The 26,758-nt window shown below is 42.2% G+C and carries 26 protein-coding genes; 6 read left to right on the top strand and 20 right to left on the bottom strand.

Annotated elements, in window-relative coordinates; translation table 11 throughout:
* Positions 1 to 10 precede the first annotated feature (10 nt).
* Together AADY36_RS13725 and AADY36_RS13720 are read right to left on the bottom strand one after the other, a co-directional pair.
* A complete protein-coding gene (locus AADY36_RS13725; protein WP_054562751.1) occupies positions 11 to 964 on the bottom strand; it encodes an ion transporter in 954 nt (317 codons plus the stop codon).
* Between the two features lie 10 nt (positions 965 to 974).
* Positions 975 to 3,644: a bifunctional acetate--CoA ligase family protein/GNAT family N-acetyltransferase gene (locus AADY36_RS13720; RefSeq protein ID WP_055021208.1), complete on the bottom strand. Its 2,670-nt coding sequence runs from the start codon at positions 3,642 to 3,644 to the stop codon at positions 975 to 977.
* A gap of 169 nt (positions 3,645 to 3,813) precedes the next feature.
* Between AADY36_RS13720 and AADY36_RS13715 the strand changes: the two genes are divergently transcribed.
* A complete protein-coding gene (locus AADY36_RS13715) occupies positions 3,814 to 4,530 on the top strand; it encodes an SIMPL domain-containing protein (protein ID WP_054562750.1) in 717 nt (238 codons plus the stop codon).
* Here AADY36_RS13715 and AADY36_RS13710 read toward each other — a convergent pair.
* The 9 genes from AADY36_RS13710 to AADY36_RS13670 form a co-directional block, all read right to left on the bottom strand.
* Positions 4,519 to 5,775 (bottom strand): lipopolysaccharide biosynthesis protein, encoded by a 1,257-nt coding sequence (locus AADY36_RS13710; RefSeq protein WP_342409095.1) that lies wholly within the window; start codon positions 5,773 to 5,775, stop codon positions 4,519 to 4,521. The genes AADY36_RS13715 and AADY36_RS13710 overlap by 12 nt on opposite strands.
* 4 nt (positions 5,776 to 5,779) lie before the next feature.
* The gene (locus AADY36_RS13705) at positions 5,780 to 6,463 is read right to left on the bottom strand and encodes a hypothetical protein (protein WP_272982871.1); all 684 of its coding nucleotides are present in this window, start codon (positions 6,461 to 6,463) and stop codon (positions 5,780 to 5,782) included.
* Between the two features lie 99 nt (positions 6,464 to 6,562).
* Positions 6,563 to 8,398 (bottom strand): DUF885 domain-containing protein, encoded by a 1,836-nt coding sequence (locus tag AADY36_RS13700; RefSeq protein ID WP_054562747.1) that lies wholly within the window; start codon positions 8,396 to 8,398, stop codon positions 6,563 to 6,565.
* Positions 8,399 to 8,438: 40 nt separating this feature from the next.
* Entirely contained in the window at positions 8,439 to 9,572 is a 1,134-nt protein-coding gene (gene hemW, locus AADY36_RS13695) for a radical SAM family heme chaperone HemW (protein ID WP_055021187.1), read from the bottom strand.
* A complete protein-coding gene (locus AADY36_RS13690) occupies positions 9,569 to 10,168 on the bottom strand; it encodes an XTP/dITP diphosphatase (protein ID WP_342409094.1) in 600 nt (199 codons plus the stop codon). The genes hemW and AADY36_RS13690 overlap by 4 nt, the downstream gene beginning before the upstream one ends.
* A 7-nt stretch (positions 10,169 to 10,175) precedes the next feature.
* Positions 10,176 to 10,616, bottom strand: a complete 441-nt coding sequence (locus AADY36_RS13685; protein ID WP_054562744.1) for a DUF4426 domain-containing protein — start codon at positions 10,614 to 10,616, stop codon at positions 10,176 to 10,178.
* A gap of 58 nt (positions 10,617 to 10,674) precedes the next feature.
* Positions 10,675 to 11,208, bottom strand: coding sequence for a YggT family protein (locus AADY36_RS13680; protein ID WP_054562743.1), 534 nt, complete (start codon positions 11,206 to 11,208; stop codon positions 10,675 to 10,677).
* Positions 11,209 to 11,231: 23 nt separating this feature from the next.
* A complete protein-coding gene (gene proC, locus AADY36_RS13675; protein WP_054562742.1) occupies positions 11,232 to 12,053 on the bottom strand; it encodes a pyrroline-5-carboxylate reductase in 822 nt (273 codons plus the stop codon).
* Positions 12,054 to 12,070: 17 nt separating this feature from the next.
* Positions 12,071 to 12,784 (bottom strand): YggS family pyridoxal phosphate-dependent enzyme, encoded by a 714-nt coding sequence (locus AADY36_RS13670; protein ID WP_054562741.1) that lies wholly within the window; start codon positions 12,782 to 12,784, stop codon positions 12,071 to 12,073.
* A 2-nt stretch (positions 12,785 to 12,786) separates the two neighbouring features.
* Between AADY36_RS13670 and AADY36_RS13665 the strand changes: the two genes are divergently transcribed.
* The 3 genes from AADY36_RS13665 to AADY36_RS13655 are packed head-to-tail and all read left to right on the top strand — an operon-like array spanning position 12,787 to position 15,848.
* Complete coding sequence (locus AADY36_RS13665) at positions 12,787 to 13,827, top strand: type IV pilus twitching motility protein PilT (protein ID WP_054562740.1); 1,041 nt, start codon at positions 12,787 to 12,789, stop codon at positions 13,825 to 13,827.
* A gap of 14 nt (positions 13,828 to 13,841) precedes the next feature.
* Complete coding sequence (locus AADY36_RS13660) at positions 13,842 to 14,975, top strand: PilT/PilU family type 4a pilus ATPase (RefSeq protein ID WP_054562739.1); 1,134 nt, start codon at positions 13,842 to 13,844, stop codon at positions 14,973 to 14,975.
* Entirely contained in the window at positions 14,976 to 15,848 is an 873-nt protein-coding gene (locus AADY36_RS13655; protein WP_342409093.1) for a hypothetical protein, read from the top strand. It begins immediately after the preceding gene.
* Here AADY36_RS13655 and ruvX read toward each other — a convergent pair.
* The 6 genes from ruvX to AADY36_RS13625 all read right to left on the bottom strand — a co-directional run bounded on the left by ruvX (position 15,845) and on the right by AADY36_RS13625 (position 20,106).
* Positions 15,845 to 16,294 carry a Holliday junction resolvase RuvX gene (gene ruvX / locus AADY36_RS13650; protein WP_054562738.1) on the bottom strand — a complete coding sequence of 150 codons (450 nt, stop codon included), beginning with the start codon at positions 16,292 to 16,294 and terminating at the stop codon, positions 15,845 to 15,847. The two genes, AADY36_RS13655 and ruvX, sit on opposite strands and share 4 nt — an antisense overlap.
* A gap of 20 nt (positions 16,295 to 16,314) precedes the next feature.
* Positions 16,315 to 16,872, bottom strand: coding sequence for a YqgE/AlgH family protein (locus tag AADY36_RS13645; protein WP_054562737.1), 558 nt, complete (start codon positions 16,870 to 16,872; stop codon positions 16,315 to 16,317).
* 24 nt (positions 16,873 to 16,896) lie between these two features.
* On the bottom strand, positions 16,897 to 17,850 hold the full coding sequence (gshB, locus tag AADY36_RS13640) for a glutathione synthase (protein ID WP_054562736.1): 954 nt from the start codon (positions 17,848 to 17,850) through the stop codon (positions 16,897 to 16,899).
* A 68-nt stretch (positions 17,851 to 17,918) separates the two neighbouring features.
* Entirely contained in the window at positions 17,919 to 18,653 is a 735-nt protein-coding gene (gene rsmE / locus AADY36_RS13635) for a 16S rRNA (uracil(1498)-N(3))-methyltransferase (protein WP_055021192.1), read from the bottom strand.
* A gap of 69 nt (positions 18,654 to 18,722) precedes the next feature.
* Complete coding sequence (locus tag AADY36_RS13630; RefSeq protein ID WP_054562734.1) at positions 18,723 to 19,184, bottom strand: hypothetical protein; 462 nt, start codon at positions 19,182 to 19,184, stop codon at positions 18,723 to 18,725.
* 28 nt (positions 19,185 to 19,212) lie between these two features.
* Positions 19,213 to 20,106 (bottom strand): DUF350 domain-containing protein, encoded by an 894-nt coding sequence (locus tag AADY36_RS13625; protein WP_054562733.1) that lies wholly within the window; start codon positions 20,104 to 20,106, stop codon positions 19,213 to 19,215.
* Positions 20,107 to 20,178: 72 nt separating this feature from the next.
* On the opposite strand from AADY36_RS13625, the gene glnE reads away from it, so the two are divergent.
* Positions 20,179 to 22,965 carry a bifunctional [glutamate--ammonia ligase]-adenylyl-L-tyrosine phosphorylase/[glutamate--ammonia-ligase] adenylyltransferase gene (gene glnE / locus AADY36_RS13620; protein ID WP_342409092.1) on the top strand — a complete coding sequence of 929 codons (2,787 nt, stop codon included), beginning with the start codon at positions 20,179 to 20,181 and terminating at the stop codon, positions 22,963 to 22,965.
* Here the strand turns inward: glnE and AADY36_RS13615 are convergent.
* The 3 genes from AADY36_RS13615 to tolC form a co-directional block, all read right to left on the bottom strand.
* Entirely contained in the window at positions 22,962 to 23,537 is a 576-nt protein-coding gene (locus AADY36_RS13615; protein WP_054562731.1) for a TcpQ domain-containing protein, read from the bottom strand. The two genes, glnE and AADY36_RS13615, sit on opposite strands and share 4 nt — an antisense overlap.
* Before the next feature lie 59 nt (positions 23,538 to 23,596).
* A complete protein-coding gene (lpxL, locus tag AADY36_RS13610; protein WP_054562730.1) occupies positions 23,597 to 24,523 on the bottom strand; it encodes an LpxL/LpxP family Kdo(2)-lipid IV(A) lauroyl/palmitoleoyl acyltransferase in 927 nt (308 codons plus the stop codon).
* Between the two features lie 107 nt (positions 24,524 to 24,630).
* Positions 24,631 to 25,971: an outer membrane channel protein TolC gene (tolC, locus tag AADY36_RS13605; RefSeq protein ID WP_055021194.1), complete on the bottom strand. Its 1,341-nt coding sequence runs from the start codon at positions 25,969 to 25,971 to the stop codon at positions 24,631 to 24,633.
* Positions 25,972 to 26,121: 150 nt separating this feature from the next.
* Between tolC and AADY36_RS13600 the strand changes: the two genes are divergently transcribed.
* Positions 26,122 to 26,754 carry an NUDIX domain-containing protein gene (locus AADY36_RS13600; RefSeq protein ID WP_054562728.1) on the top strand — a complete coding sequence of 211 codons (633 nt, stop codon included), beginning with the start codon at positions 26,122 to 26,124 and terminating at the stop codon, positions 26,752 to 26,754.
* Positions 26,755 to 26,758 lie beyond the last annotated feature (4 nt).

Genomic DNA, 26,758 nt, shown 5'->3' with positions numbered 1-26,758 from the left:
ACCCTTTTCGTTAATCTTGGCGTTTACCACAGTGGCGGCAATACAGATTGCGATTGCGGTTTTTAAGCTCGTTATGAATCGCTTTATTCGCCTCTTGCTGACTTAAACCCAGTTTATACCGTAAGTTTTCTAAGTGCTCTTCTTCAACAGGCGATAAGTGCCCATCTTCAACGGCTTCATGCACTGCATCGGTAAACACTTGTCTGCGTTTACGTAACTGCTCAGAAAAGCTTGAGGCCAACAAACCAGTTGGAATAGCCACCATGCCCATACTTACCAGTGTAATAGCACCACCAAATAAGCGACCAAGGGGAGTCACAGGCACGACATCGCCATAACCAACGGTTGTTAATGTCACCATTGCCCACCACATTGCAGCAGGGATAGAGCCAAATTTATCTGGCTGTACATCGTGTTCAATTAAGTAAATACCGCATGAAGCAATGATCAGCACTACGGCCATAATAAAAAAAGCCGCAAGCAGTGAGCTGCTTTCTTCTTTGAACGAGTTTAATAGCAGCTGCATTGCCCTTGAATAGCGCGTCAGCTTAAAGATACGCATTAACCTAAGCACTCGTAAGAAGCGTAAATCAACACTCACAAAGACCATCAGAATGGTGGGTAAAATCGCTATAAGATCAATCAGCGCCATGGGCGAAAAGAAATACTTAATGCGAATTTTTGAATTTGTTAGTGTACTTTCTTTATGCACGCTTTTATCAACACAGCACCAAAGCCTGAGCACATATTCTAAGGTAAAGATACCGACAGAAATCAGCTCAATCATTAAAAATTCGTGATGATATTGCTTTGCTAAAGGGCCGACTGACTCCAACACAATCGCCACCACATTAATCATGATCAACGACATTAAAAACACGTCGAGAGCGCGTCCTATACGTCGATATTTACCGTTACCTTCAAAAACTCGTGCAGTGTAATTTCTTAAACGATGCAAAATAATGATCCAGTTTTTAGTTAAGTTTTAGCACCATATTAATGCTGCCTTCTTCAAAGTCGCGGGTGATCTTAAACCCGAGTTTTCGTGCCAGTTCAATCATGCCGGTGTTTTCTGGCAAGGTAATACCAGCAATTTGTTTTACGCCTTGGTTTTTACAATGCTCAATTGCCGCATTCATTAATATTGTGCCAAGTCCTAAACCTTGGCAATCAGAGCGCACCACAATTGCAAACTCAGCATCGAGTTTGTCTGGATCCATAAGTACACGAGACACCCCTAATGTACAGGCTGAACCATTTTGCTCTTGGCTGACAATAAACGCCATTTCTCGGTCATAATCAATTTGCGTCATTTTCGCGAGCTGATCATGGTTAAATTGCGGTAATTCACCGAAGAAGCGTTTATATCTGTCTTCTTTACTTAATGATTGATCAAACTCTAAGTGAGCTTGCTCATCTTCCGGTTTAATTGGTCTTAGCTGTGCTTGGGTATTGTTTTTAAGGGTTACTTCTTTAACCAATTCAATCGGGTAGGGGCGAATACACAAGCGTTTACGATTCGCTTTTGCTTTGTAACGGCTAAGGCCGATAGTCGCATCAAGGACTAAAAACTGCCCGTTGCTGGCTAAAATAGGGTTTAGCTCAACACTGGTAATGTCAGGTTGGTCGATAACAAGCTGCGAGATGCGGGTGAGTAGGGCACATAAACGGTATTTATCGACCTTTTCTGGTAGTACGCGGTCTTTAAGTACGCCTTTATCGTGCGCCGCAGCAATCAGGTATTTTGCCAAGTTCATATTCAGTGGTGGTAATGCCACTGCAGCTTGAGCGAATTCAAGTCCGGTGCCTGCTTCACCCAGTAAGATCACTGGGCCAAAGTTCGGCTCTGTTTTAATAGCGATTCGTAGCTCATTAGCACCTGCTCGCGGCGCCATCTTTTGCAATGAAAAGCCTTCAATATGGGCGTCAGGGTAGGTGTTTTTGATTCGTAGCAGCATGGCAAAGGCTGTTTGCTCAACTTCTTGTGCATCATTTAAATTAAGGACCACACCACCGACTTCTGATTTAGAAGGAATACTTGGGCTTATTAGTTTTAACGCTACAGGAAAACCTAGCTCAATGGCTTGCTCTTTGGCTTCTGTTGGTGTGTAAGCAACCTCAGTTTGAATACAATCAATACCATAATGAGTGAGTATTTGGCTTGCTTCATGGGTTGATAAATAGCTTTGCTCTTCGGCTAAAAACTCATTTACGACTGTGCGTGCTGCGTCTTTATTTATCTTTGCATCATCGGTGTTCGATTCTGGCGTTTGCGTTAAATGTTTTTGGTTACGGCGATAACTTACCAAGTGCATAAAGGCACCAACCGCACCTTCAGGTGTACGGTAGGTCGGAATGGCATTATTAGCGCAGACCTTTCGCGCGGTATACGCGGCATCTTCACCCATAAAGTTTGTCATAACATAAGGGCGAGCCATCTTCGGGATTTTTTCTAAGGTTTCAACAATGATCTCTGCATAGTCTTCACTCGGTGCAAGCGCTGAAGGGGTATGAATGATCAGCAGGTTTTTAACTTCTTTGGCTTGCAGTAAAATTTCTAAGGCTTGTTGATAGCGCCTTGGTGCTGAGTCACCAAAAATATCGACCGGATTCGAGGTCATCTCTGATTGCGGAATCACTTTATTAAGCGCAGCTCTGGTCTCGTCGCTAAGCTCTGCTAGTTTTCCTGAGCTTTGCAAGAGCGTATCCACAGCCATAACACCTGGGCCGCCGCCATTGGTTAAAATAGTCAGTTGTTCGACTTTAAGTAGTTTGGGGTGCATTGCCAGCGTTTGTGTTGCTGCAAAAAGCTCTCGTAAGTCGTTTACCCTTAGCATACCCGCACGCTGAAACAACGCATCATAGACCGCATCAGAGCTTTGTTTGCCACCAGTGTGTATTTCTGCAGCAAGGGCACCGGCGCTGGTTTTACCGGTTTTAATGGCAATGACAGGTTTGCTAAACGCAGCAGCTCGCGCTGCGGAAATAAAGCTGCGAATATCTTCAATATTATCGATATACAACAAGATAGCCTTGGTTTTAGCATCGCGACCTAAAAAGTCGAGTAACTCATCAAAGTCGATATCAAGGCAATCACCTACAGACACAAAATATGAAAAGCCAATCTCTTTGTTCTTCGCCCAATCAAGAATCGTTGAGCAAACAGCCGCTGATTGCGATACAAAGGCGAGCTTTCCGGGGCTTGCAACTGTATGCGAAAAACTAGCATTTAAGCCAATATGAGGAATAAGTAAGCCCAAACAATTAGGCCCAAGTAAAGAGACATTTGCCTCAGCAGCTGCTTCTTTTAATGCGTACTTTTGGTCGGCGTTTAAGCCGGCTGCAATCACCACTGCATGTTTACAGCCAAGCTCCCCAAGCTCGTTAATGATGTTGATTAAGGTGTTTTTATTAGTACAAATAACCGCAAGATCAGGTACTTTTGGAAGTGCAGCAATGCTCGGATAGGCTAGTACGCCGTGTACAGCGCTGTGATTTAAACTAACAGGCATGATTGGGCCTTTAAAGCCCCCTTGTAAAAGGTTGCGCATAACCACAAAGCCCGCTCGGTTAGGGGAATTTGAGGCGCCAATGACCGCGACTGATTTAGGGTTAAAAAATTGGCTAATACGTTTAACGCTCATGCTGTTTCCTTCGCTTGCGCTGTTTGTTAAAACTTCAGGGTCTGTTAAGTTTAATACACCCAAACTAGAATCGACACGCTTCTAAAGTATTAAAAGTTATACTCATAAGATAACCTGTTTATAACTACTTTTCGAGTCAAAAACAGTGACCTACATCAAGGAGAAAAGCATGAATAAAGCGCAACCATTTAATATCGTTATTGCAGCGTGTGCATTGGCGGTTGGTTTGCTCGGATTAGGTTTTATTTTGAAAAGTGCAGCCCTTGATGTGAAAGGCATGGAGCGCACTGTTCACGTTAAAGGGTTAGCTGAAATGGAAGTGCCTGCCGACACCGTAATTTGGCCATTGCAGTTTTCTGATGCCGATAACAACCTTGAAAAATTAGTGGGTCGGGTTGAAGAGAAAAGCGATGCAGTCGTCGCCTTTTTAAAGCTACATGGCTTTAGTGATGAAGAAATTAGTCTTGGTAGTCAGTCAATTATTGATAAACAAGCCCGCGAATATGGCGGCGAGAATCAGCAGTTTCGTTATATTGCCCGTAATAATGTCATTGTTTATTCAAATGACATCGAAAAAGTGCAACATGCGTTAGGCGCAGTAAGCCAATTAGCCAAGCAAGGCATAGCGATAGTACAAGACAATTACGAAACGCGTATTCAATATTTATTTAATGGTTTAAATGAAATTAAGCCAAATATGATTCAAGAAGCAACTGAAAAAGCCCGTGAAGTGGCAATGAAATTTGCCAAAGATTCACAGTCTAAATTAGGTAAAATTAAAACAGCACGTCAGGGGCAGTTTTCAATTTCTGATAGAGATTCAAACACACCTCAGCTGAAAAAAGTGCGTGTTGTTACCAGTGTTGAATATTATCTATCTGACTAAACCCAATACCACAGATAAAGGCAGCCGCATGCGTGTGCATACAATTACCATGCGGCAAAGCGCTCCAAGCATAAAGCCACCACTAAATGCCACAGCCACCCCCAATAAGCCAAACTGATCTTTTAACAGTATTGCCATTAAAACCGTGACACTGGTTGCGCCAAGTAATACGTACAAGTTAATAAGCGGGTTGCCTTTTAATTTGATCATACTACTGGCTAAAATTCTTGCTGGTAATAACAGTTGCCCGAGTAACAGCAGCATTAAAATCCAAAACCCTTCCTGCAATTGGCTTTCGCCATAGAGAGTGAGTAGTGGCTTTGCGAGCAGGGCAAGTAGCAAAATAGCGGCAAAGTTAAAACGCCATACCACTTTCATTAATTCGCTAAGTTGCTGCTCGGTCGTTTCATCTGCCATTAAAATGGGTTTTAAATATTGGTTGGCGGCATTGCCTAAAATAGTCAGTAAGCCAGCAATCACTACCGCAGGGAAGAAGATACTCACGCCTTGTGCACCAAACCAGTGATGCACCAGTAAGACATCAAGTTTTGCTACTAATACGGTGCCTGCGCCACTGGCGAGCATGATCAAGGAGTCTTTACACCATTGCTTGGTTTGGTATCGGGCTGTACTTGCGACGAGCATTTTCTTGATTAACCAATATTGATAAATGACTACGCACAAGATGCTACAAAACAACAAGATACAAATCTCGACTAAAGATAAATCGCCACGTATCAAGTACACGAAAAAGCAAAACCCCGCGGTTAGCAATTCAAAAATACATTGCTGTGTTACTAGGCCAATTTTTGGTTTATTCAAAGCCACTAAAAAAGCCGATTGGCTTTGCATAATGGCGCCAATCGGCACCAGTAATAGTAAATAGACCACATGCTCTTGAGCGCTTTGGTGCGGTGAAATAGCCTGAAAGCTAATCACCACAGCAGCGACAAAAATCACCCCGAATAAACACGATGCAGCTAAATAAACATGTTTTAAGCCGCGTAGTAAGTCATGTTGCTGAGCTTTGTAGAGCGGGTAGCTAATACGCATTAAAGATGATGCAAAACCCATACTCGCGGGTAATAACAGAATTTCACACAGTGCGAGTAACGCGGCGAAAGTACCAAACTCATCAGTACTTAATAACCTTGCAAGGCACAAGGTAAGCACAATACGGCTACCATGGTTAAGGGCGGTAAAACTACTGAGCGATAAAAACGCTTTAACAACATCCTTATTCATGGAGTTATTGATTGAGCGCGTTTAATAACTGCGCCGTTGGCACTTGCAAATAGGCCGCGCAAAGCAGCACTTTACTGTCGCTATTCGTTGGTTGATTGGCACCATAAAATTGCTTAAGGGTATTTATTAAGGCGCTGACTGCGCTAGGGCTGTGGCTTTGGTCGACTTCCATCATGGCTAATAGCGCAGAGAACTCATGTTTGGCTAGCATTTGGGTCGTGCTGTTTTGCGCTATAAAGCAACCAATAGGAGTGAGCTGCTGTTTATTTAATGTTTTTAACGCTATGCCTAAGCTTTCGTTGCTTTCAAATAACATTAACGAACGCAAGTAATTAAAGGGTAGGTTATCAGCCTGACACTGCGTAAATAAATGATGTAGTAAGGTATTGCCCTGATTGTCTGTTACACAAAAAGCATTTTGAAACTTAAGACCAGGCGTGAAAAAGCTCAGTTTATCGATATCATCAATTAAGGCTACAGCTTCACTTGGCAGCGGGCTTGCTTCGAGTAAATGCGCTGCCACATTTTGTAAAAACAAGTATTTAACTTCACTACTGCAAGCTAATTGATAAATGTGCTGTAATTGTGCCGCTTGCAACACTCCCGATAAACTTTGGTAATCGGCAATGAGTTCTTTTAACTGATGATGTTGAAGCCGGCTGTTCAATTGCTCAATCGCGCTTTGCATGGAGATACTCGTTTTTTATTATTTATACATTTATAGCTCAACTAGTTGTTTAAATAAATAAAAAAGGCCGCTGAGCGGCCTTTTTCAAGTCTTTATTGGTTAGGCTGCTTGTTTTTTAGCAACCCATTGGTCAACAAACTTCTCTAGTACATTTAATGGTACTGCACCATTTTTAAGTACTACATCGTGGAATTCACGAATATCGAATTTATCGCCTAGTTTTTCTTTAGCTGCTTCACGAAGCTCTAAAATTTTCAGCATGCCCACTTTGTATGCCGTTGCTTGTGAAGGCATTACAATGTGACGCTCAACCATTTTAACGCCATCAGACGTCGCATTTGGTGTGTTATTTACGTAGTAGTCGATACCTTCTTGACGTGTCCACTTCATAGCGTGGATACCTGTATCTACTACTAGGCGACATGCACGCCATAATTCCATCGCAAGACGACCAAAATCTGAATATGGGTCTTCGTATAAGCCCATTTCTTTTGGTACTAGCTCTGAGTATAAACCCCAGCCTTCAACATACGCTGTGTAGCCGCCAAACTTACGGAACTTAGGTACATCTTCAAGCTCTTGCGCGATAGCAATTTGCATGTGGTGACCAGGAATACCTTCGTGGTACGCAAGTGCTTCCATTTGGTATGTTGGCATTGCTTCCATGTCGTAAAGGTTTGCGTAATAAATGCCTGGGCGTGAGCCATCTGGTGCAGGTTGTTGGTAGAACGCTTTACCTGCAGCTTTTTCACGGAATGCTTCAACAGCTTTCACTTTAAGGTCAGCTTTTGGCTTAACAATGAATAGCTCGTCTAGACGAGATTTCATGTTATCGATAAGCGCTGTTGCCTCATCAAGGTAACGTTGTTTACCTTCAGCCGTGTTAGGGTAGTAGAACTGCTTATCAGTTTTCATGAATTGCATGAATGCTTTAAGGTCACCTTTAAAGCCTACTTTGTCCTTAATTTCACGCATTTCGTCGTGAATACGCGCGACTTCAGCTAAACCAATTGTGTGGATTTCTTTCGCTGTTAAATCAGTCGTTGTGGTACGCGCTAAAGCATTATTGTAGAACGCTTCACCGTCAGGGAATTTCCAAGCACCATCACGGTCATCAGCGCGTTTTTCTAACTGAGCTAAGAAGTTAATTAGCTTAGTGTAAGAAGGTTTTACTGCTGCTTTTAAGGCTTTTTCAGCGTCGCTGATAAGTGCAGATTTTTCGCTATCGGCAATCTCTAATGCATTAACTTTTCGTTTAAAGTCGGCAAGTAACGTTGAGTCTTCACCATCATGGAATGGTGCGCCGCGTAAGATATTATTGCTTGAATCAATCACGTGTGGGAAAACAAACTTAGGCGCGATAATGCCTTTATCTGCTCGTACTTCAAGGTCTTTGATTAGCTGATCAATAACCGTTGTAACACCATTTAAACGTGAGATATACGCTTTAGCATCAGATACATCGGCAATTTGATGTTGGTTGATTAAAAACGCAGGGATCATCGAGTGAACACCAAACATTTGGTTCACAGGGTAGTTGTAATGACGCCATTTGAAATCAGCAATTTCGTTTTCTAAATCTTGCTTTTTAAGGTCGTAGCTTACTTTTGTTGCGTCATCTAATAGGTCACGGTTAATTGCGTTAAGCGCAACTAGGTCAGCTTTAGTTTGTTCAAAGTCTTCTAAAACGCGCTCTTCGCTGCCATCGTCCCATTTGTCGTAATCTTTTTTGATGCCCATGTATGTTTGATAGATCGGGCTTTTCATTACATCACGGTTAAAAGTATCTTCGAAGAAGGCATTAGCTTTATCGATTTCACTTTGTACAGGTTGGCTTTGTACACTTGGTGCAGGCTTCGGTTGCTCTTGCATTTGTTGGCAGCCGCCAAGTAATGCAACACTTACCGCCGCAGCGATGAAGGTCAGTTTACGCATTATCGTTCCTTTGTAGTTGTTAGAAATTTAATTATAATTCTTAAACGAATAATTCTAGCAGGTCATTTAAAAAGCGGTGGCCTTTTGGGCTTACCTGCCAGTTATCTTTATCATCAATTAGTAAGCCTTTTGCAATTGCATCAGTCAAGGCTTGTTCCTGACTTTGCAGTGACAAACTTGTAAGCAAAGGTAAATCAGCTTTGGGGCAGGGTTCGACTAAACGAAAACGATTCATAAAGAATTCAAAAGCTAAGTCGTCTTCTGCTACTTGCCATTGTTCGTATAAATACGGTTTGGCAAGATCCATATAACCTCGAGGGTGTTTTACTTTCACCGTACGGGTGATGAGTTTATTTTCATCAGTAATTTTACCATGGGCACCGCAGCCGATACCGAGATAATCGCCAAATCGCCAATAATTCAAGTTATGACGGCATTGGTAGCCGGGCTTCGCGTAGCCTGAGATCTCGTATTGCTCATAACCTGCTGCTGCGAGTAACGCTTGACCTTGTTCTTGAATATCCCAAAGGGTGTCGTCATGAGGTAAGGTCGGTGGCTTAGAAGCAAACTGAGTATTTGGCTCAATTGTTAGCTGATACCACGAGATATGAGGTGGATTAAGGGCGATAATTTTTTCAAGGTCGCTTAAGGCGTCTGCAACAGATTGCCCTGGTAAGCCATGCATTAAATCAAGGTTAAAGCTGTTTAGCCCTGCTTGATGCGCCTGTTTAGCCGCATAACTTGCTTCATCAGCACCATGAATACGGCCAAGGGCTTTTAGCTTGTCGTTTTGCATGCTTTGCACGCCAATCGAAATACGATTGATGCCAGCGGCAACATATTCTTTAAAGCGACCTGTTTCGACGGTACCTGGGTTTGCCTCTAGGGTAATTTCACAGTCATCAGTTAGGCCAATTAATTTGTCGACTTCACCAAGTAGGCGAGTATATGCGTCACCGGTTAATAAGCTTGGGGTGCCGCCGCCAATAAAAATGCTGTGGATTTTACGCCCTTGCACTAAGTGCAAATCGGCCTTGAGATCATCAATAAGATGTTGAACGTATTCTTTTTCGGGGATCGTGCCTTTTTGGCCATGGCTATTAAAGTCACAGTATGGGCACTTTTGCACGCACCAAGGCACGTGCACATATAAACTTAAAGGCGGTAAACTCACAGGCCGCCTTTTTGCTGCAATTGCGCAAGTAGTTGTTTTAAAGCTTGGCCGCGATGGCTAAGGGCATTTTTTTGCTCTTTAGTTAACTGAGCGCTAGTGCGTTGCTCAGACGGTACGTAAAAAACAGGATCATAACCAAAACCACCTTGACCATCTTGGCTATAAGTGATTTCGCCTTCCCAGCTAGCACTACAAATAAGTGGTGTAGGGTCGTCAGCATGGCGCATTAATACTAACACACACCAAAAACGCGCACTGCGAACTGGGTTATCAGCAAGCTCTTTCAGTAGCTTATCGATATTATCTTGATCGCTGGCACCCGCTCCGGCAAAACGTGCAGAGTACACTCCTGGTGCACCATTTAGACCGTCTACTTCAAGACCTGAGTCATCAGCAATGGCAGGCAAGCCTGTGATCTTTGCTGCATGGCGCGCTTTAATAATGGCGTTTTCAACAAATGTTGTGCCTGTTTCTGGCACGTCTGGCACTTGAAAATCGCTTTGTGGAACTACGTTAATATTAAGTGGGCTGAGCATACTTGCCAGCTCTTTTACTTTGCCAGGGTTACCCGTGGCTAAAACCAAGGTGTTGTTCATAGGTCTACTAATCTACGTAAAATTTTTGCTGAAACTTCAGCGTTTGTACTTTGCCATTTTGATTAATTTCGATATCAAAACGGTAAATTTCTTCGTTGCTGTAATCGATTTGCGCGAGGTAATAAATCGCATCGCCTTCAACAACTTCTTTAAATGTAAGCTGTTTTTTATTACCAAGTAGGTTACGTGCAGTGCCAGTTAAAGTTGCAGTCTGCGCTGTTTTATCGCTGTTTTTTAATACCGAAATATTAATAATCCCTTTGCTAGGGCTACGCTCTAAATCATAGTTTTTAGCAATGTTTGGCTGAATAAAAGTCGATGGAAATGCAATGTAATGAACTTCCCAAGGGCCAAGAACCTTGTACTGGGCGCCTGCTTGTTCATCAGCTTTGGCAAAGGTTGTAAATAAACTCAATACAATCAAAGAAAAATAAATAAATTGCTTCATGGTATATCTCACTTAACAAAAGAGGCCTTTCGGCCCCTTACTGCTTAACGTTAAACGCTTAGCCAATTAAATCCATTACTAAAAACTGTAAAAACTGTAGACCAATAATCAACACTAAGATTGATAGGTCTAGACCACCTAGTGGTGGGATAACCTTACGAATGGGACGTAACATCGGCTCAGTTAGCTGGTGGAATACAGCCTCAATAGGGTTGTAACCTTGGCTTACCCAACTTAGTAAAGCACGAATAATTAATACCCAAAATAGTAAGTTTAGGCCTTCTTTAACTACCGTAATTAACGCTTGAATAAATACCGGACCTGGCGCCCAAGCGTTATAAAACATCAGAAAAATAACACTGAGTTTTGCTACAGCAACTAAATAAGCAAGCACTAACGAAGCAATATCAAAGCCACCCACTCCTGGGATGATTTTACGAAGTGGGTTCACTGCGAACGAAGTGGCTTTCACCACAAACTGGCTCATAGGGTTGTAAAAGTCAGCTTTTGCCGCTTGTAACCAAAAGCGTAAAAGGACCACCATTAAAAAGAGATCAAAAATAATCCCAACTAAAAAGTGCATGGCTTGCATAGTTTTACCTTCAAAAAGTAAGCTTAAAGTTCTTTTTCCATCGCTTCAGCGCGAGCAATACAGGCGTCCATTGCATCTGCAACTGTGCCGACTAAACCTTGTGATTTAAGATGCTCAACAGCTTCGTGAGTCGTACCCCCTTTAGAGGTTACGTTTGCACGTAGCTGAGAAATACTGATGTCTGGTTGCGAAAGAGCCATTTCGGCAGCACCCAGTGCGGTTTGTTGCACTAAACGGCGCGCATCTTCATCACTAAAGCCAAGTGCTTTCGCTTTTTCTTCAATAGCTTCCATAAATAAGAAGAAGTAAGCAGGTGATGAGCCTGTAACAGCAATGATGTCGTTGATTTGTGACTCTTGCTCAACCCAAACAACAATGCCTGTACACTCAAAAACTTGTTGTACAAACTCGTGCTCTTCAGCGGTTTCATCCGCGCCATATAGACCAGAAACACCACGGCCTAGTAATGATGGTGTATTTGGCATACAACGCACCATTTTCACATCTTGACCTAACATTTCACGTAAACGGCTAACGGTAAGGCCAGCGGCCACTGAAATAAATAGCTTGTCGCTAAAATCAACGCCTGAATCTTGGAATGATTGGCAAAGATCGCCCATCATTTGTGGTTTAACAGATAAGACAATCACATCTGCATCGCGAAGTGCCGCGTTGTTATCCGCGGTAGTTTGCACCCCGAAATCAGCAGCAACCTTAGCTAATTTTTCTTGGTTGCGATTGGTTGCAATGATGTTTTTTGCTGCAAAACCGTTCTTTACCATGCCGCCAATGATGGCGTAGCTCATGTTACCCGTGCCTATAAATGCGATTTTTTTGTCTGACATATGTCTGTTATCACCTTTTAATTTCGTTGGCCAAATATATCCGTGCCAATGCGTACCATGGTTGAACCTGCTGCAATCGCCGCTTCAACATCATTACTCATACCCATCGACAAGGTGTCTACTTGGGGATATTGGGCCTTTAGTTTATCAAAGCAAGCGCTTAATTGCTCAAAATATTGTAATTGTAGCTGGGCATCATCGGTTTTGGCAGGAATCGCCATCACACCGCGCAGGCATAAATTAGGACATTGATTGACGAATTCGGCCAATGCCATTAGCTCGTCTGGGTGGCAGCCTGACTTAGCCTCTTCTAAACTAATATTAACTTGAATTAATACATTGAGCGGGGCTTTGTCGGCTGGTCGTTGCTCATTAAGGCGTTTTGCAATTTTAGTGCGGTCAACACTTTGTACCCAATCAAAATGCGTGGCTACTTGGGCACTTTTATTTGATTGAATAGGGCCGATAAAGTGCCAAACAATGTCTTTATAATCAGCCAATGCTGTGACTTTTGTTACCGCTTCTTGAACGTATGATTCGCCAAACTGGCGTTGACCATGCTTATAGGCAGCAATAATATCGTCGGCAGGTTTTGTTTTTGAAACAGCCAATAGGTTGATTGATTGCTCATCGCGGTGATTATTTTTTGCAGCTTGAGCAATTCTTGCGTAGGCGGATGTAAGTCGTTCTGCTATTGTAACCATATAATTATCAGTTGGTTGTGGAGTCATAAATGGATATTACCGAATTATTGGCCTTTAGTGTGCAACACAAAGCCTCGGATTTACACTTGTCATCAGGCGTATCACCTATGATACGTGTTGATGGTGATGTGCGTCGTATTAATATTCCAGCATTAGAACAAAAAGATGTAAATAGTCTGGTATACGATATTATGAACGATAATCAGCGTAAGGACTACGAACAAAATCTCGAAGTGGATTTTTCTTTCGAAGTACCAAACCTTGCGCGTTTTCGTGTTAACGCATTTAACTCAAACCGTGGCCCTGCGGCGGTGTTTCGTACTATCCCAAGTGATGTTTTAACACTGGATGATTTAGGTGCGCCTGATATTTTTAAAACCATTTCCGATAATCCTCGTGGTTTGGTGCTAGTCACCGGGCCAACGGGGTCGGGTAAATCAACCACATTAGCGGCGATGGTTGATTATATTAACCAAAATAAGCATCACCATATTTTAACTATTGAAGATCCAATCGAATTCGTACATGAGAATAAGCTGAGCCTTATTAACCAGCGTGAAGTTCACCGTGATACGCATAGCTTCTCTAATGCACTTAGAAGTGCACTACGTGAAGATCCGGATGTAATCTTAGTGGGTGAGCTGCGTGACCTTGAAACGATTCGCTTAGCGATGACCGCAGCAGAAACAGGTCACTTGGTGTTTGGTACCTTGCATACCACATCAGCACCAAAAACCATTGACCGTATCATTGACGTATTCCCAGGTGAAGAAAAAGACATGGTACGTTCAATGTTGTCAGAATCATTACGTGCCGTAATCTCGCAAACTTTACTAAAAAAAGTGGGCGGTGGCCGAGTTGCAGCTCACGAGATCATGATAGGTATTCCTGCAATTCGAAATCTGATCCGTGAAGATAAAATTGCACAAATGTATTCATCAATTCAAACCGGTGCATCGCATGGTATGCAGACCATGGATCAATGTTTAGCAAACTTAGTTAACTACGGCATTATTACAACCAATGATGCGCGAGCTAAAGCGCAAGATAAAACCCAATTTGGTGGTTAACGGAGCTATTTAAAATGTCTTTACCTTTAAATCATTTTTTACAAGTTATGATCGACAAAAAAGGCTCAGACTTGTTTGTTTCGAGCCAGCTGCCTGTCAGTGCAAAAGTAAACGGTGAATTAATACCTTTAAGCGATGAGAAGCTCTCTGATGAGGATTCACTCGCTTTGGTCGAGTCAGCAATGAACGACAAACAGCGCAAAGAATTTCATGACAGTAAAGAGTGTAACTTTGCAATTGCGACTGATGAAGGCCGTTTCCGTGTTTCTGCCTTTTGGCAGCGTGATAGAGCGGGTATGGTTATTCGCCGTATCGTGACGCAAATCCCAGATGTCAACGAACTAGGTTTGCCATCAACATTAACCGACGTGATTATGGCAAAACGTGGTTTAGTGCTGTTTGTAGGTGGTACAGGCACGGGTAAATCAACCTCGCTCGCTGCGCTTTTAGGTTATCGTAACCGCAATCAACGTGGTCATATTCTTACTATTGAAGATCCTATAGAGTTTGTTCACGAACATCGTAAAAGTATCATTACCCAACGTGAAGTAGGCTTAGATACAGAAAGCTTTGAATCAGCTCTAAAAAGCTCGTTACGTCAAGCACCTGATGTGATCTTAATTGGTGAGATCCGTTCACAAGAAACCATGGAATACGCACTCAGCTTTGCCGAGACGGGTCACTTGTGTGTGGCGACACTGCATGCGAATAATGCCAACCAAGCCATTGACCGTATCATGCACTTAGTACCAAAAGAAAAGCACGATAAGTTAAAGTACGACTTAGCACTTAACCTTCGCGCCATTGTTGCTCAGCAGTTGGTGCCAACTTCCGATGGGGAAGGGCGTGTTGCTGCTATCGAGATTTTGCTTAATTCACCTATGGTGGCAGAGCTCATCAAGCGTGGTGATATTGGCTCTATCAAAGAAACCATGGCTAAATCGAAAGAAATGGGCATGCAGACCTTTGACCAAGCCTTATTTGAGCTTTATAAACAGCGCCGTATTAACTACGCTGATGCGTTACACCATGCTGACTCGCCAAATGACTTACGCCTAATGATTAAGCTGCAAAACAATGAACAAAGTGGTGCGGGCTTCTTACAAGGCGTGACTATCGATGGTCTTGATGGAAAGAGTGACGAATAAATGTGTTTGCGAGTAAATTTAATCGGTTGGTTATTTTTATTGCTGAGTACCTTTCAGGTATATGGCAATGATAATAAAAGTGTGGTTATTTTTATTCGCGATGATGTTTATGACGATTACAGTCGCTTTTTGAATGGTCGCAAACCTCTTGAAGTTAAAGACTTCAGTGGTGCTTACATTCGCCGTGATGTGGTCGATATGATCATAGCTCAACAAGCATTGAGTTTAGGCGGTTTTACCAAGCCATTTCGTTATCACAAAGGCAATGTTAATTATCGCAATACCAAGCTGTTAGAAGATGGCCAGCTACTATTAAGCTTCGATAGTGTTTGGTCTGTTGATGCAAAGCAGCTAGTTGAGTCGGTATATATCTCTGATCCTGTGATTAGAGATGGTGAGTATTTTGCGGGTATATTCACTTCACCGAACAATAAGAAAGTGCAGCAAGTAAAACAGCTTGCTGACTTTAAACAATTAACCGCAGTGTCAACGCCACGCTGGCAAACCGATTGGCAAACGTTATCTGCTCTGCCCTTAAAAGAGTTGCTCAGAGAAGATGAGTGGCTTGGGCAAGTCCGCACTGTATCGATGCAGTGGGTTGATTTTATGATGATGCCCTTAATGCCTAGCCTCAATAATCGCTACATATTAGAAAACATTGAACTGGTAGCTGTGCCAAACCTAGTGCTCCAGCTTAATGATAGCCGTCATTTTATTATTTCGAAGAGTCACCCCGATGGAAAAGCGGCCTTTGTTGCAATTCAAAAAGGGCTTGCGCAGCTTCGTAAAACAGGCGCAATTGAAAAAGCCTACCGAGAGGCAGGCTTCATTCCAGATTTAAACAACTATACGGTGATTAATAAAGCGCCTTAGTCGCCATAAAACTGCTCAAAAAAGCTTTCTAAGATGATCACCGCTGACATATTATCCACATTACCTTTACCAAGGTTTCGGTAGCCACCTTGTTCAAATAAACGGGCTTTGGCATCTGCTGTTGTTAGTCGTTCATCCTGCGTTTCAACCGGTATAGCAAAGTGGTTGTGTAAGCGGTTTGCGAACTTCTTAGCTTTAAAAGTAACTTCTTGATTGGTGCCATCCATATTAAGCGGTAAACCAACCACCATTAAATCAGGTTGCCACTCATCCACTTGTTTTTTAATAAGTTGCCAATCAGGGATCCCATCTCTCGCTTTTACAGCTTGTAAGCTTGATGCTGTTCCTGTGAGCTCTTGACCAATGGCAATACCAATACTTTTGGTGCCAAAGTCAAAACCCATTACGGTGCGTTCACCGAGTGGCTTAAAAGTTCGTTTTGTCATAGTCTTAAAATTTATAAATGTTAGGCGTGGCCAGCTTCAGAGCTTAATTGCCCGATATCAAAACCCAGCATAGAAACGGCTTTTTCCCAGCGTTTTTCAACGGGTGTGTTAAAGATGATCTCAGGATCTGCTTTGATAATTAACCATGAATTCTCTAGCAGTTCTTGCTCTAGCTGCCCTTGATCCCAACCAGCATAACCCAGTGTGATAATAAATTGTTCAGGTGCTTCACTCGTGGTTAGGCTTGCTAACACATCTTTTGAAGTGGTGATCATAATATCACTACTAAGTTTTTGACTCGCTGCATAACCTGGCTTTGGTGAGTGCAAAACAAATCCGCGATCGGTTTTTACAGGTCCGCCTGCGTACACAGCTAAACCTGCAGCTTGCTTGCTTTTGTCGTTATCAATTTCGATTTTATCGAGTAGCTCGCCCACGGTGATATTGATAGGCTGGTTAATTACCAAGCCCATCGCACCATCTTGATTGTGCTCACAAATGTAAGTGACAGCACGCTTAAAAAAAGGGTCTTGCATGCTCGGCATTGCGATTAAGAAGTGATTCTCTAATGACTGCATAGGTCGCCCCTTTTGTTGTTTAATTTAAGTATGGCTCAGTTTTCTTTCAATGGCATCAAATAAGTGACCAGTGATTGAAATGTCATAAGCGGCTTCAATCTCTTTTACACACGTTGGCGCAGTGACATTGATTTCAGTTAAACGGTCGCCAATGATATCTAGACCAACAAAAATAAGGCCTTTTTCTTTCAGCGTAGGTGCTACAGCCTCTGCAATTTTACGGTCTGAATCGCTAATCGGGCGTGCTTCACCTCTACCACCTGCTGCCAAGTTACCGCGCGTTTCGCCATTTTGTGGAATACGAGCTAGGCAATACGGCATTACTTCACCATCAACCACAAGTACGCGTTTATCGCCTTGCTTGATTTCAGGAATATAGTTTTGTGCCATTGCAAAACGACTACCATGTTCGGTTAGCGTTTCGCAGATCACACCAATATTGGCATCATCTTCTTTAACTCTAAAGATAGATGCACCACCCATACCATCTAGCGGTTTTAAAATAATATCTTTATGCTCAGCTAAAAATGCACGAATGTCTGCTTGGCTACGTGTTACTAAAGTATCTGGCGTATGTTCGCTAAACCAAGCTGTGAATAGCTTTTCGTTAGCATCGCGTAAGCTTTGCGGCTTATTGATTATAAGCGTGCCAGCTTGCTCAGCACGCTCTAAAATATAGGTAGCGTAGATGTACTCAGTATCAAAAGGCGGATCTTTACGCATTAAAATAACGTCTAAATCTGCTAAAGCAATGGTGGCTTTTTCTTCTAATTCATACCAGTGATTTACATCATCAAACACACGGGCTTTGGCGGCTGTTGCAAAGCCTTGACCTTGACGTAGAGAAAGGTCATCCATTTCCATGTAGTAAATTTCGTAACCGCGCTGTTGCGCTTCCATCATCATTGCAAAGCCAGTGTCTTTTTTAATATTAAAGCCACTAATTGGATCAGAGATTATGCCTAGCTTAATTGCCATATTTTTGCCTTAGAATCGTATGCCATACTATGTTTTGTTACTTTGATATATGGGTATTTTTACGGTTTTCAATTCGCTAAATCGCCAAACTGTAATTGTAATGCGCTCAATACCGTCAGAGCGGCTGTTTCTGTTCGCAGAACACGTGGGCCTAAGCGAATATCAACAAAGTTTTGCTGTTTAGCAATGTCAATTTCTGCATCGGTAAATCCACCTTCTGGGCCGACTAAAAAGCGCACTCCTTCGTTTGGTACTTGAATAGTTTTAATACTGTGCTCAGCACGCGGGTGCAAAGTAAGTTTAATCGCATCACTTGCTTGTTCAAGCCAGTCTTTTATATCGATAGGAGGGTGTACAACAGGCACAAAATTACGGCCTGATTGTTCTGCGGCAGCAATTGCAATTTTTTGCCATTGTTGATGTTTTTTCTGCAGTCTGTCACCACTTAGTTTTACGCCACAACGTTGGCTAAAAATTGGGGTGATTTCTGTGATACCCAGTTCAACAGATTTTTGAATAGTGAAATCCATTTTATCGCCACGAGAAATGCCTTGGCCCAAGTGAATTTTTAAAGGCGATTCAACATCATGATCAACAAACTCTTGAGGCTCAACGACGACATTTTTTTTGCTGACTTCAATAATTTTACTGAGGTATTCACCTCCTTCACCATTAAAAATCGAAACCTTATCACCGACTTGCATACGCAATACACGGCCAACATGACCTGCTGCATCATCATCAAGTGCTACTGGGGTGTTTAAAGAAATCGCTGAAGGTTGGTAAATATGTGGAACTCGCATGGCTGTCACTTATCAATAAATTTAGCAATATGGTAAGTATACAGCGGCTTAGGTGCAATTATTTATTTGTTATTTAAATTCGTCTTTGGCACTTAAAACATGTGCAGTGGTTTCGGCAATCTCAGACTGGCAAGAAAGGTGGTTAATGTGAGCAGCATCCGGACAAGGTGTAAAACTAAAACTATGTCCATCTTGTTGCACTAAGTAACGTATTTTGTGAAGTGAGTTATAAATAAATTTTTGTGCATCATTCGCCAGTTGATAGTCAGTCTGATTAATCAGTACACCTTGAATATCGTGGTGTTCATGTAAATAGCTGGCGAGTTCTGAGACACTAATTTCATTACTAAAATCGCAATAGCAATAATCCTTAACGAGTTGATCAAACATGAGTTTAACCATATGGCGGCTATTAGCACCAGCCACAACTAGAGTCGAATTTTCGGCATTTGCAAAGTAGTGCTGAGCAAATGCGCGGCTAAACTCATCATCTATATCAACTAATAAATAATTATTAACTTTAAAGGGCATAATGCCTCACGATTCAAATACTTCCGTATCAAATTGAAAACATACTTATTAGTAAATAGCCTATTGCACCGAAAACGGCAAACTCTATACAGGCTATGCCAATGTTATCTTGGTGATCTACTTCTAACGATGTGTCGATATTAGGTAGAGAGATATATTTAATAATGTAGCTCAAAATATATAACAATACCCACATTGCACCGCAATGAGATACTAGAGTGAATAAATTTTCTACCATCTTACCACTAATAAATGATGCACTGGCAAGACCAGCATAGCCCGCAAGTGCTAGGCCGATAGACTTACCCGCGTAGCGAATGCCAATAGAGGTATTTTCAAGGTTAAAGTTACTTTGTAGTGATGCACCTTGGTTGGCTTTTGCAAAGCGATATTCACGAATTTTACTATCAAGGGCAAACATACCTTGCAGCACAAAAAAGCTCACAGTGGCGATCAATAAGCTGCTGTAACCTTGGGTATGGCACCAGTTATAAAGGCCAAGAGCGATAATGCAGTTTGCGATTAACATGCCTGAATCAACTAAAGCAGCGCAGACATTTTGCTTTAGAATGGCTGCTTCTTCATTAAAGCGATGCAAAATCCATTTACGATGAATTAAATGGCCTATTTTTATAAAGGCAAACAACAGCACAATGAGTAAAAGTACTTTTAGCGGGTTAGATTGGGCTGCACTTAAGCTAATTTCATCAAATATATAAGCGATAGTGGCTATAACGACCATAATTTCGCTGGCAAAGCTGATCCCCATGGCAAAGTTATCATGTTGCGCAAGCTCTTCTTTAAGCGCTTGTTTTGCTTTGATTTGCGTTAGAATACGTAGCAGTACTATAGTGACGCAAATTACAGCGAAACTAATAGCAATCGCGACTAAACTAGTGTTAGATAGTGATAAATATGACATGCAGGTCCCTGCTAAATAATTCTTTGATAATCATTCTAGTACGGTTATTGGCAAGTTAAAAGAGAGTATTTAATGAGTAATTTACACGCGCTTCCCGAGTCACTTCATCAGTTAGGCCAAACCCGCTTCGCGAGCTTGTATGAGGGGCAAACTGAGCAACAAAAGATTATTAACTTGCTGTCTTTAAGTGACTTTGCGTGGAACTGCTTACAATCTCAGCCTGATTTAAAAGACTGGTTACTTGATGATAAGGAGCTTGCTAATCGTGCAGTTGAAGCTCCGTTAAGTAATTCTGAAATCAATGAACTGGATGACAATGCTGCGCTGGCAAAGTTACGTTTGTATCGAGAAAAATACTGGTTGAAAGTGGCTTTTCTTGATTTGTGCTGTGCAAACCCAATTGCCGATAGCATCGCTTATATCTCGGCCCTTGCAAACCAGCTTATCGATAGTGCCAATCAGTGGGCCTTTGCGCAGGTCGCAAAAGTCAGTGGCATGCCGCTTGATGATGACGATAATGCAATGCCAATGTTAGTTTTAGGTATGGGCAAACTTGGTGGGGGAGAGCTTAACTACTCATCTGACATAGATTTAATTTTTTCTTACCCTCGCGATGTTGCAACACAAGGGGGGCGCCGCTCCATTGAAGCGCAAGTGTTTTATACCAAAGTGGCGCAAAAGCTAATTATGGCGCTTAACCAAACCACGGTAAATGGCCAAGTGTTTCGGGTTGATATGCGCCTGCGCCCATTTGGTGAAAGTGGGCCTTTGGTAATGAGTTTTCATGCAATGGAAGATTATTACCAAGAGCAAGGACGTGAGTGGGAACGCTACGCCATGCTAAAAGGGCGATTAATTGGCACAGAAAATAGGTATTGGGATGAGTTTTATGAATTGCTAAGGCCGTTTGTGTACCGCCGCTATATTGATTTTTCGGTGATTGAATCGCTGCGCAAGATGAAGCAAATGATTGCTCAAGAGGTACGCCGAAAGCGCCTTACAAACAATATCAAATTAGGTGCTGGCGGCATTCGAGAAGTAGAGTTTGTAGTACAAGCGCTGCAAATGGTTCGAGGCGGCCGTGAAGCGAACCTACAAACTCAGTCATTACTGGTTGCTTTAAAAGAGCTGGTTAACAACCAAGTGATGTCGAATAAAGAAGCTGAGTTATTAACACAAAACTATTTAGACTTACGTCAAATTGAGCAGTACCTACAGATTTTCGACGATAAGCAAACGCAAACCTTACCTGATGACGAGTTAAACCAGCAGCGTTTATGCTATTTGCTCAATAAAGATGATTTTGATCAGTGTTTAACTAGCATTGAGCAGACCATGTCTCAAGTCCATGGTGAGTTCGAACAAGTGATTGGCTTTGAAAGCGAAACGGCAGAACCGTGTGAAAGTGAGTACATTAGCGCTTGGGAAATGACAGATGTTAGCCTGATGTGTGAGCCAAATCTTGACTGGCAAGCGGCACTTGAAGATTTTAAAGCGCGCTTAACTAAGGCGAAAATTGGCAGTCGAGGTCGTGATATCCTCGATAAATTAATGCCGCTTTTACTTAAACAGCTAACAGTTACAAAAGCCAGTAGCGACGCTTTTACCATGATCTGCCAAGTGCTGAACAAGATTATCTCACGAACTGCCTACCTAGAGCTGTTATATGAAAACCCAGGTGCCTTAAATCAACTGGTGGCACTTTGCTGTCATAGTAAATGGATTGGCGAGCATATCTCTCGTTACCCAATTTTACTTGATGAGCTGATTGACCCCCAGGTGCTTTATAAACCGACGCCTTTATCTGCTTACAAAGATGAAATTAGGCAATATTTCTTGCGTATAGAGCATGGCGACTTAGAGCTGCAAATGGAAGCACTTCGTCAGTTTAAACAAACGCATCAGTTACGCATTGCTGCAGCCGATGCAACCGGTGTACTGAGTGTGATGAAGGTAAGCGATCACCTTACTGCACTTGCTGAGGCTATTGTAGAGCAAGCGGTCAATATTGCATGGCATGCATGTGTTGAGCGCTTTGGTCGGCCAGCGAATACCTCAGATCAAGAAAAGGGCTTTGCGGTTATTGCTTACGGCAAAACTGGCGGCTTTGAAGTTGGCTACGATTCAGACTTAGATCTGGTATTTGTGCATAACCACGATGGTAGCAGTTATACCGATGGTGATAAGTCGATTGATTCCCGTCAGTTTTACTTAAAGCTTGCGCAGCGCTTAATGCATCTATTCAACACCCGAACTGCGTCAGGCATATTGTATGAGCTTGATACTCGTTTACGTCCTGAAGGGGCATCGGGTTTACTAGCTATTAATTTAGAAAGTTACTACCACTATCAGCAAACTCAAGCATGGACCTGGGAACATCAAGCTTTGGTTCGTTCACGCATGATTTATGGGCAAGATTCGTTGCGAGAGCGTTTTGCACAAATCCGCAAAGACGTTTTGTGCCAAGCCCGCGATAATGAGAAGCTTAAGACTGATGTGGTTGAGATGCGTGAAAAAATGCGCGCTCACCTTGCTAAAGGTAATGATGATCTGTTTGATTTAAAGCAAGATAGGGGCGGTATTACAGATATTGAGTTTATCACTCAGTATCTGGTGCTGAATAATGCAATGCAGCACTCTGAGCTAACGACCTGGTCTGACAATGTGCGTATTTTAGCTGATGCTGCACGTTTAGGCTGTATTACTGAGCAAATGCAGCAAGAATTAGTGGCTGCGTATATTGCCTATCGTTCACGTTATCATGTAATGAGTTTGAATCAGCAAGGGCGTTGTGCGCAACGTGCTGAGTTAACTCAGCACATCGAATTAGTAAGTCAGGCGTGGCAACAGGTGTTTTAGCTTTTTAAGCGACGGCAGTTTTCGCGCACATAAGCAGAGGGCAGCTCAGTGATAACTGCGGCTCTTTGCTTAAAGCAAAAATAGGTGTAAACCTCATTTTCGAAATCATCGTTGATGGCGCGGCCAACCTGATAAAGGGTTGAGACAAAGTTACTATCAACGCGAAAATGATCTTTTACAACATAGTCTTTGCTTAAATACCAGTACAGTACGATATCTTCGTGACGAGCATAGTCAGAGAGTACATCTTTTAAGGTGTTACCATTTTCAAAGCGGCGCGGTTGAATATCACCAGTCCAGTTAGGTGATGAAGGCTCTACGACTTTTTCGCGTTCAAAAAGTGCGACATCTAAGCTGGTTTCTGGCGTAGGTAATTTAAGAACGTATTTATCGCGCTCATTATTCTTGTTATTTACTTGGTTACGTAGCGCCGCATAAAAGCGCGATAATCCTTGCGCTGCAGCATTTTTGGTATCTTTAATGTCCATTACTGGACCACTACCAAATAAAAAGTAAATAGCAGCAGCAATCAAAATAACAGCTAATGATAAATGCTTAACCCAAAACCACATTTCTAATACTCTTGTTGTTGATTAGCTTTATAAAACCATACAAACGGTAAAATGTCACTCTACTTGTAATAAGAAGGTGCATTCTTATCAGGGCGAGTTTTAAAGCGACGGTGAAGCCACATATACTGCTCAGGCGCTAAATCGATAGCTTGTTCCATACGCTGATTTACGTGGGTAACGTCTGCAAGGTCATCGCCACTTGGGAAGTTTTCAAGTGCAGGTAATACCTCTAGATGGTAGCGACCCTCTTCATCACGACGGCTCGTTAAGCTTACTGTTTCGCAGTTACGGCTACTTGAAAATAACAGCGTTCCTGTTGTTGTTGCTGCTTCTTTTACCGCATAAAAAGGCGCAAATTCGCAGCGGTTACGGCCGTAATCTTGATCTGGCAAATAGTAGCAAACCTTTTTATTTTTAAGCGCTTGCAGCAAGCCTTTAACATCTTTTTTGCCAATTAAGTATTCGTTAGAACGAAGACGACCGTTAGTCGTGAAATATTCCATTAAAGGGTTGTTATGCGGGCGATAAAAGCCAATACCTTGGTGTTTAACACCCATAATACGGCTCGCCATTTCTAGGTGTAAAAAGTGTGGCACAAGCAACAGCACACCTTTACCTGATTGCTGAGCTTTTTCAAAGTGCTCTAGGCCTTTAACAGAACCAAACACTTTATTGATTCGCCACTGGGGCCACCACCAAGCCATGCCGGTTTCCATCATTGCAATACCGGTATTTTCCATATTCTTTCGAACTAGTTCGCGTTGTTCATGCTCTGGCATATCAGGAAAACATAAACGAATGTTTACCTCAGCAATATGGCGACGACGTTTCATAAAACGGTGTACTAAACGGCCAAGCAGTTTTCCAAGCGCTAGTTGTAATTTATGTGGTAACCAAGAGATAAGATATAAAAAGAACACGCCAATCCAAGTTAACCAGTAACGAGGGCCTAAAAAAGACGCTTTAAAAGGAGATGAACTAACCACAAAAAAATCTCTAAAAATAAAAAAGCTAGTTTAACTGTATGTCCTTAAAAACACAAAAAAGCCAGCACGAGGCTGGCTTTACAATAAGGACTTTATAGAAGAAATGCTTAGATTTCTTTTAAACCTTGGTTAATTGCAACAAGGTCTTCGCTAGTTAGTGTACCAGCAGCTTGTTTCAAGCGAAGTGTTGAAACAACATAGCGGTAACGAACGTTTGCTAAATTACTTTTTGCATTGTAAAGGTTTTGCGTGCTGATCAGTACGTCTACGATAGTACGTGTACCAACTTCAAAGCCTGCTTCAGTTGCTTTAAGCGCACTTTCAGCAGAAACAACAGCTTGTTGTAGCGCTTTATAAGTAGCAATGTCAGACACTACTTGGTTGTACGATGTGATAACCGAACGAGTTACTGCACGTAAGCTTGCTTCTAAATCTTCACTTGCCGCAACATAGAAAGCGCGTGCTTGATCTGTCGCTGCTGTTGTTGCACCACCTGAGTAGATAGGTAGGCTGAAGTTAACACCAATACTTGTACTATCTTCGCGTGGCTGGTGTGAGTTGCTGTTTAGATCAGTTAGGCTGTCACCGTATGAAGCACTTAATGTTAGCTTCGGATAGTGACCTGCTTTTGCTAAATCGATTTGATCTTTAGCAATATCAACCGTTACTTTTGAAACTTGCAGATTTAAGTTTTGGTCTTTTGCAATTTCAATGTAGTCAGTTGACTGCTTTTTAGGTGCAACAGTTGAAAACGTTTCAGTATTCAACATGTCTAATTTCGCGTGGTATTTACCAGTGATTTCGCGAAGTTGCTCACGCGCTGTTTCAACACTGTTCTTAGCAACGATTTCTTGTGCTACAGAGTTATCGTACTGAGCTTGCGCTTCGTGTACGTCAGTGATAGCTGTTAAACCTACTGCATAACGCTCTTTAGTTTGTTGTAATTGGCGCTCGATGGCACGTTTTTCTGCTTGAACAAACTCAAGGTTATCGATTGCGCTTAGTACGTTGAAGTAACCTTCAGCAACACGAACAATTAAGTCTTGGCGTGCAAAATCATACTGAGCGTTTGCTTGTAATGCTTGTTTATCTGCAATACCGAGTGAATTCCATGCACCTAAATCAAACAGCGTTTGGTTTAAGCTAATACCACGGCTAAATTCATCAGGATCATAGTCATAACCTGCATAACCCGTAGCATCATTACCCTCGTAAAGATCTGATTTGGTTGATTGGTAACCAAGGCTTAAACCAATTTGTGGTAATAGTGCACTTAACGCGCGATCGCTCTCATAGGCTTGTGCATCTGCTTGGGCTTTTGCTTTAAGTACGGTAGGATCGTTTGCTGTCGCAATTTCGTAAACTTGTAGTAAGTCTTCAGCGTAACTAGCTGTTGCAGTCAGTGCGCTTGAAAACCCGATCAGCGCAGCGAGTAGTGTTTTTTTCATTGTTCGTTCAGTCCTTAGACAATTTTGTACTGTGACCATGGTACTCTTTTTTAATGAATAACCAAAAAAAAATTACGTAAATCTGCATGTCCAAGTGTAACAGAATATAATTGGCCGTAACATTTACTTAAAACGCAAAGGAAATAGTGAATGAAAATATCAGCAATCTCACAATTTAATCATGATGACATAGAGTTAAAGCCGATTGAGCGTGTTTATGATGGTTTCTTTAAAATTAATACTTATCGCTTTCATCATGCCTTGTTTGCGGGTGGTAAATCAGTAGAAGTTAAACGCGAAATTTTAGAGCGTGGCCATGCTGTTGCTGTACTTCCTTATGACCCTAAGACTGACCAAGTTTTATTAATCGAACAAATCAGAATCGGAGCGCTCGCATCAAAGCAGTCACCTTGGTTACTTGAGTGTATTGCAGGCATGGCAGATGGCAGTACTGATTATGAAGATGTAGCTAAGCGCGAAGCATTCGAAGAAGCCGGTATTGAGCTTAACGAGCTAGAATTTATGATGTCGTATCTTTCAAGCCCCGGCGGCACCACTGAGCGTTTGTATTTATATTTAGCGCGCACTGACTTAGCAGGGTATCAAGGCGGTATTTTTGGCCTTGATAATGAAGATGAAGATATCAAAACCCATGTAATGTCATACGATGAAGCTATGCTGCGTCTAGAACAGGGTGAAATAGACAATGCAGCGACAGTTATCTCATTACAGTGGTTAGCACTGAATAAGCAACGTATACTGTCTGATTGGAAAAACTCATAGGGGA

Origin of the sequence: Pseudoalteromonas sp. D15MCD-2, from assembly GCF_038562745.1 — a bacterium.
In the GTDB taxonomy this organism is placed as follows: Bacteria; Pseudomonadota; Gammaproteobacteria; order Enterobacterales; family Alteromonadaceae; genus Pseudoalteromonas.
This window is presented reverse-complemented; position numbering and strand designations above follow the sequence as displayed.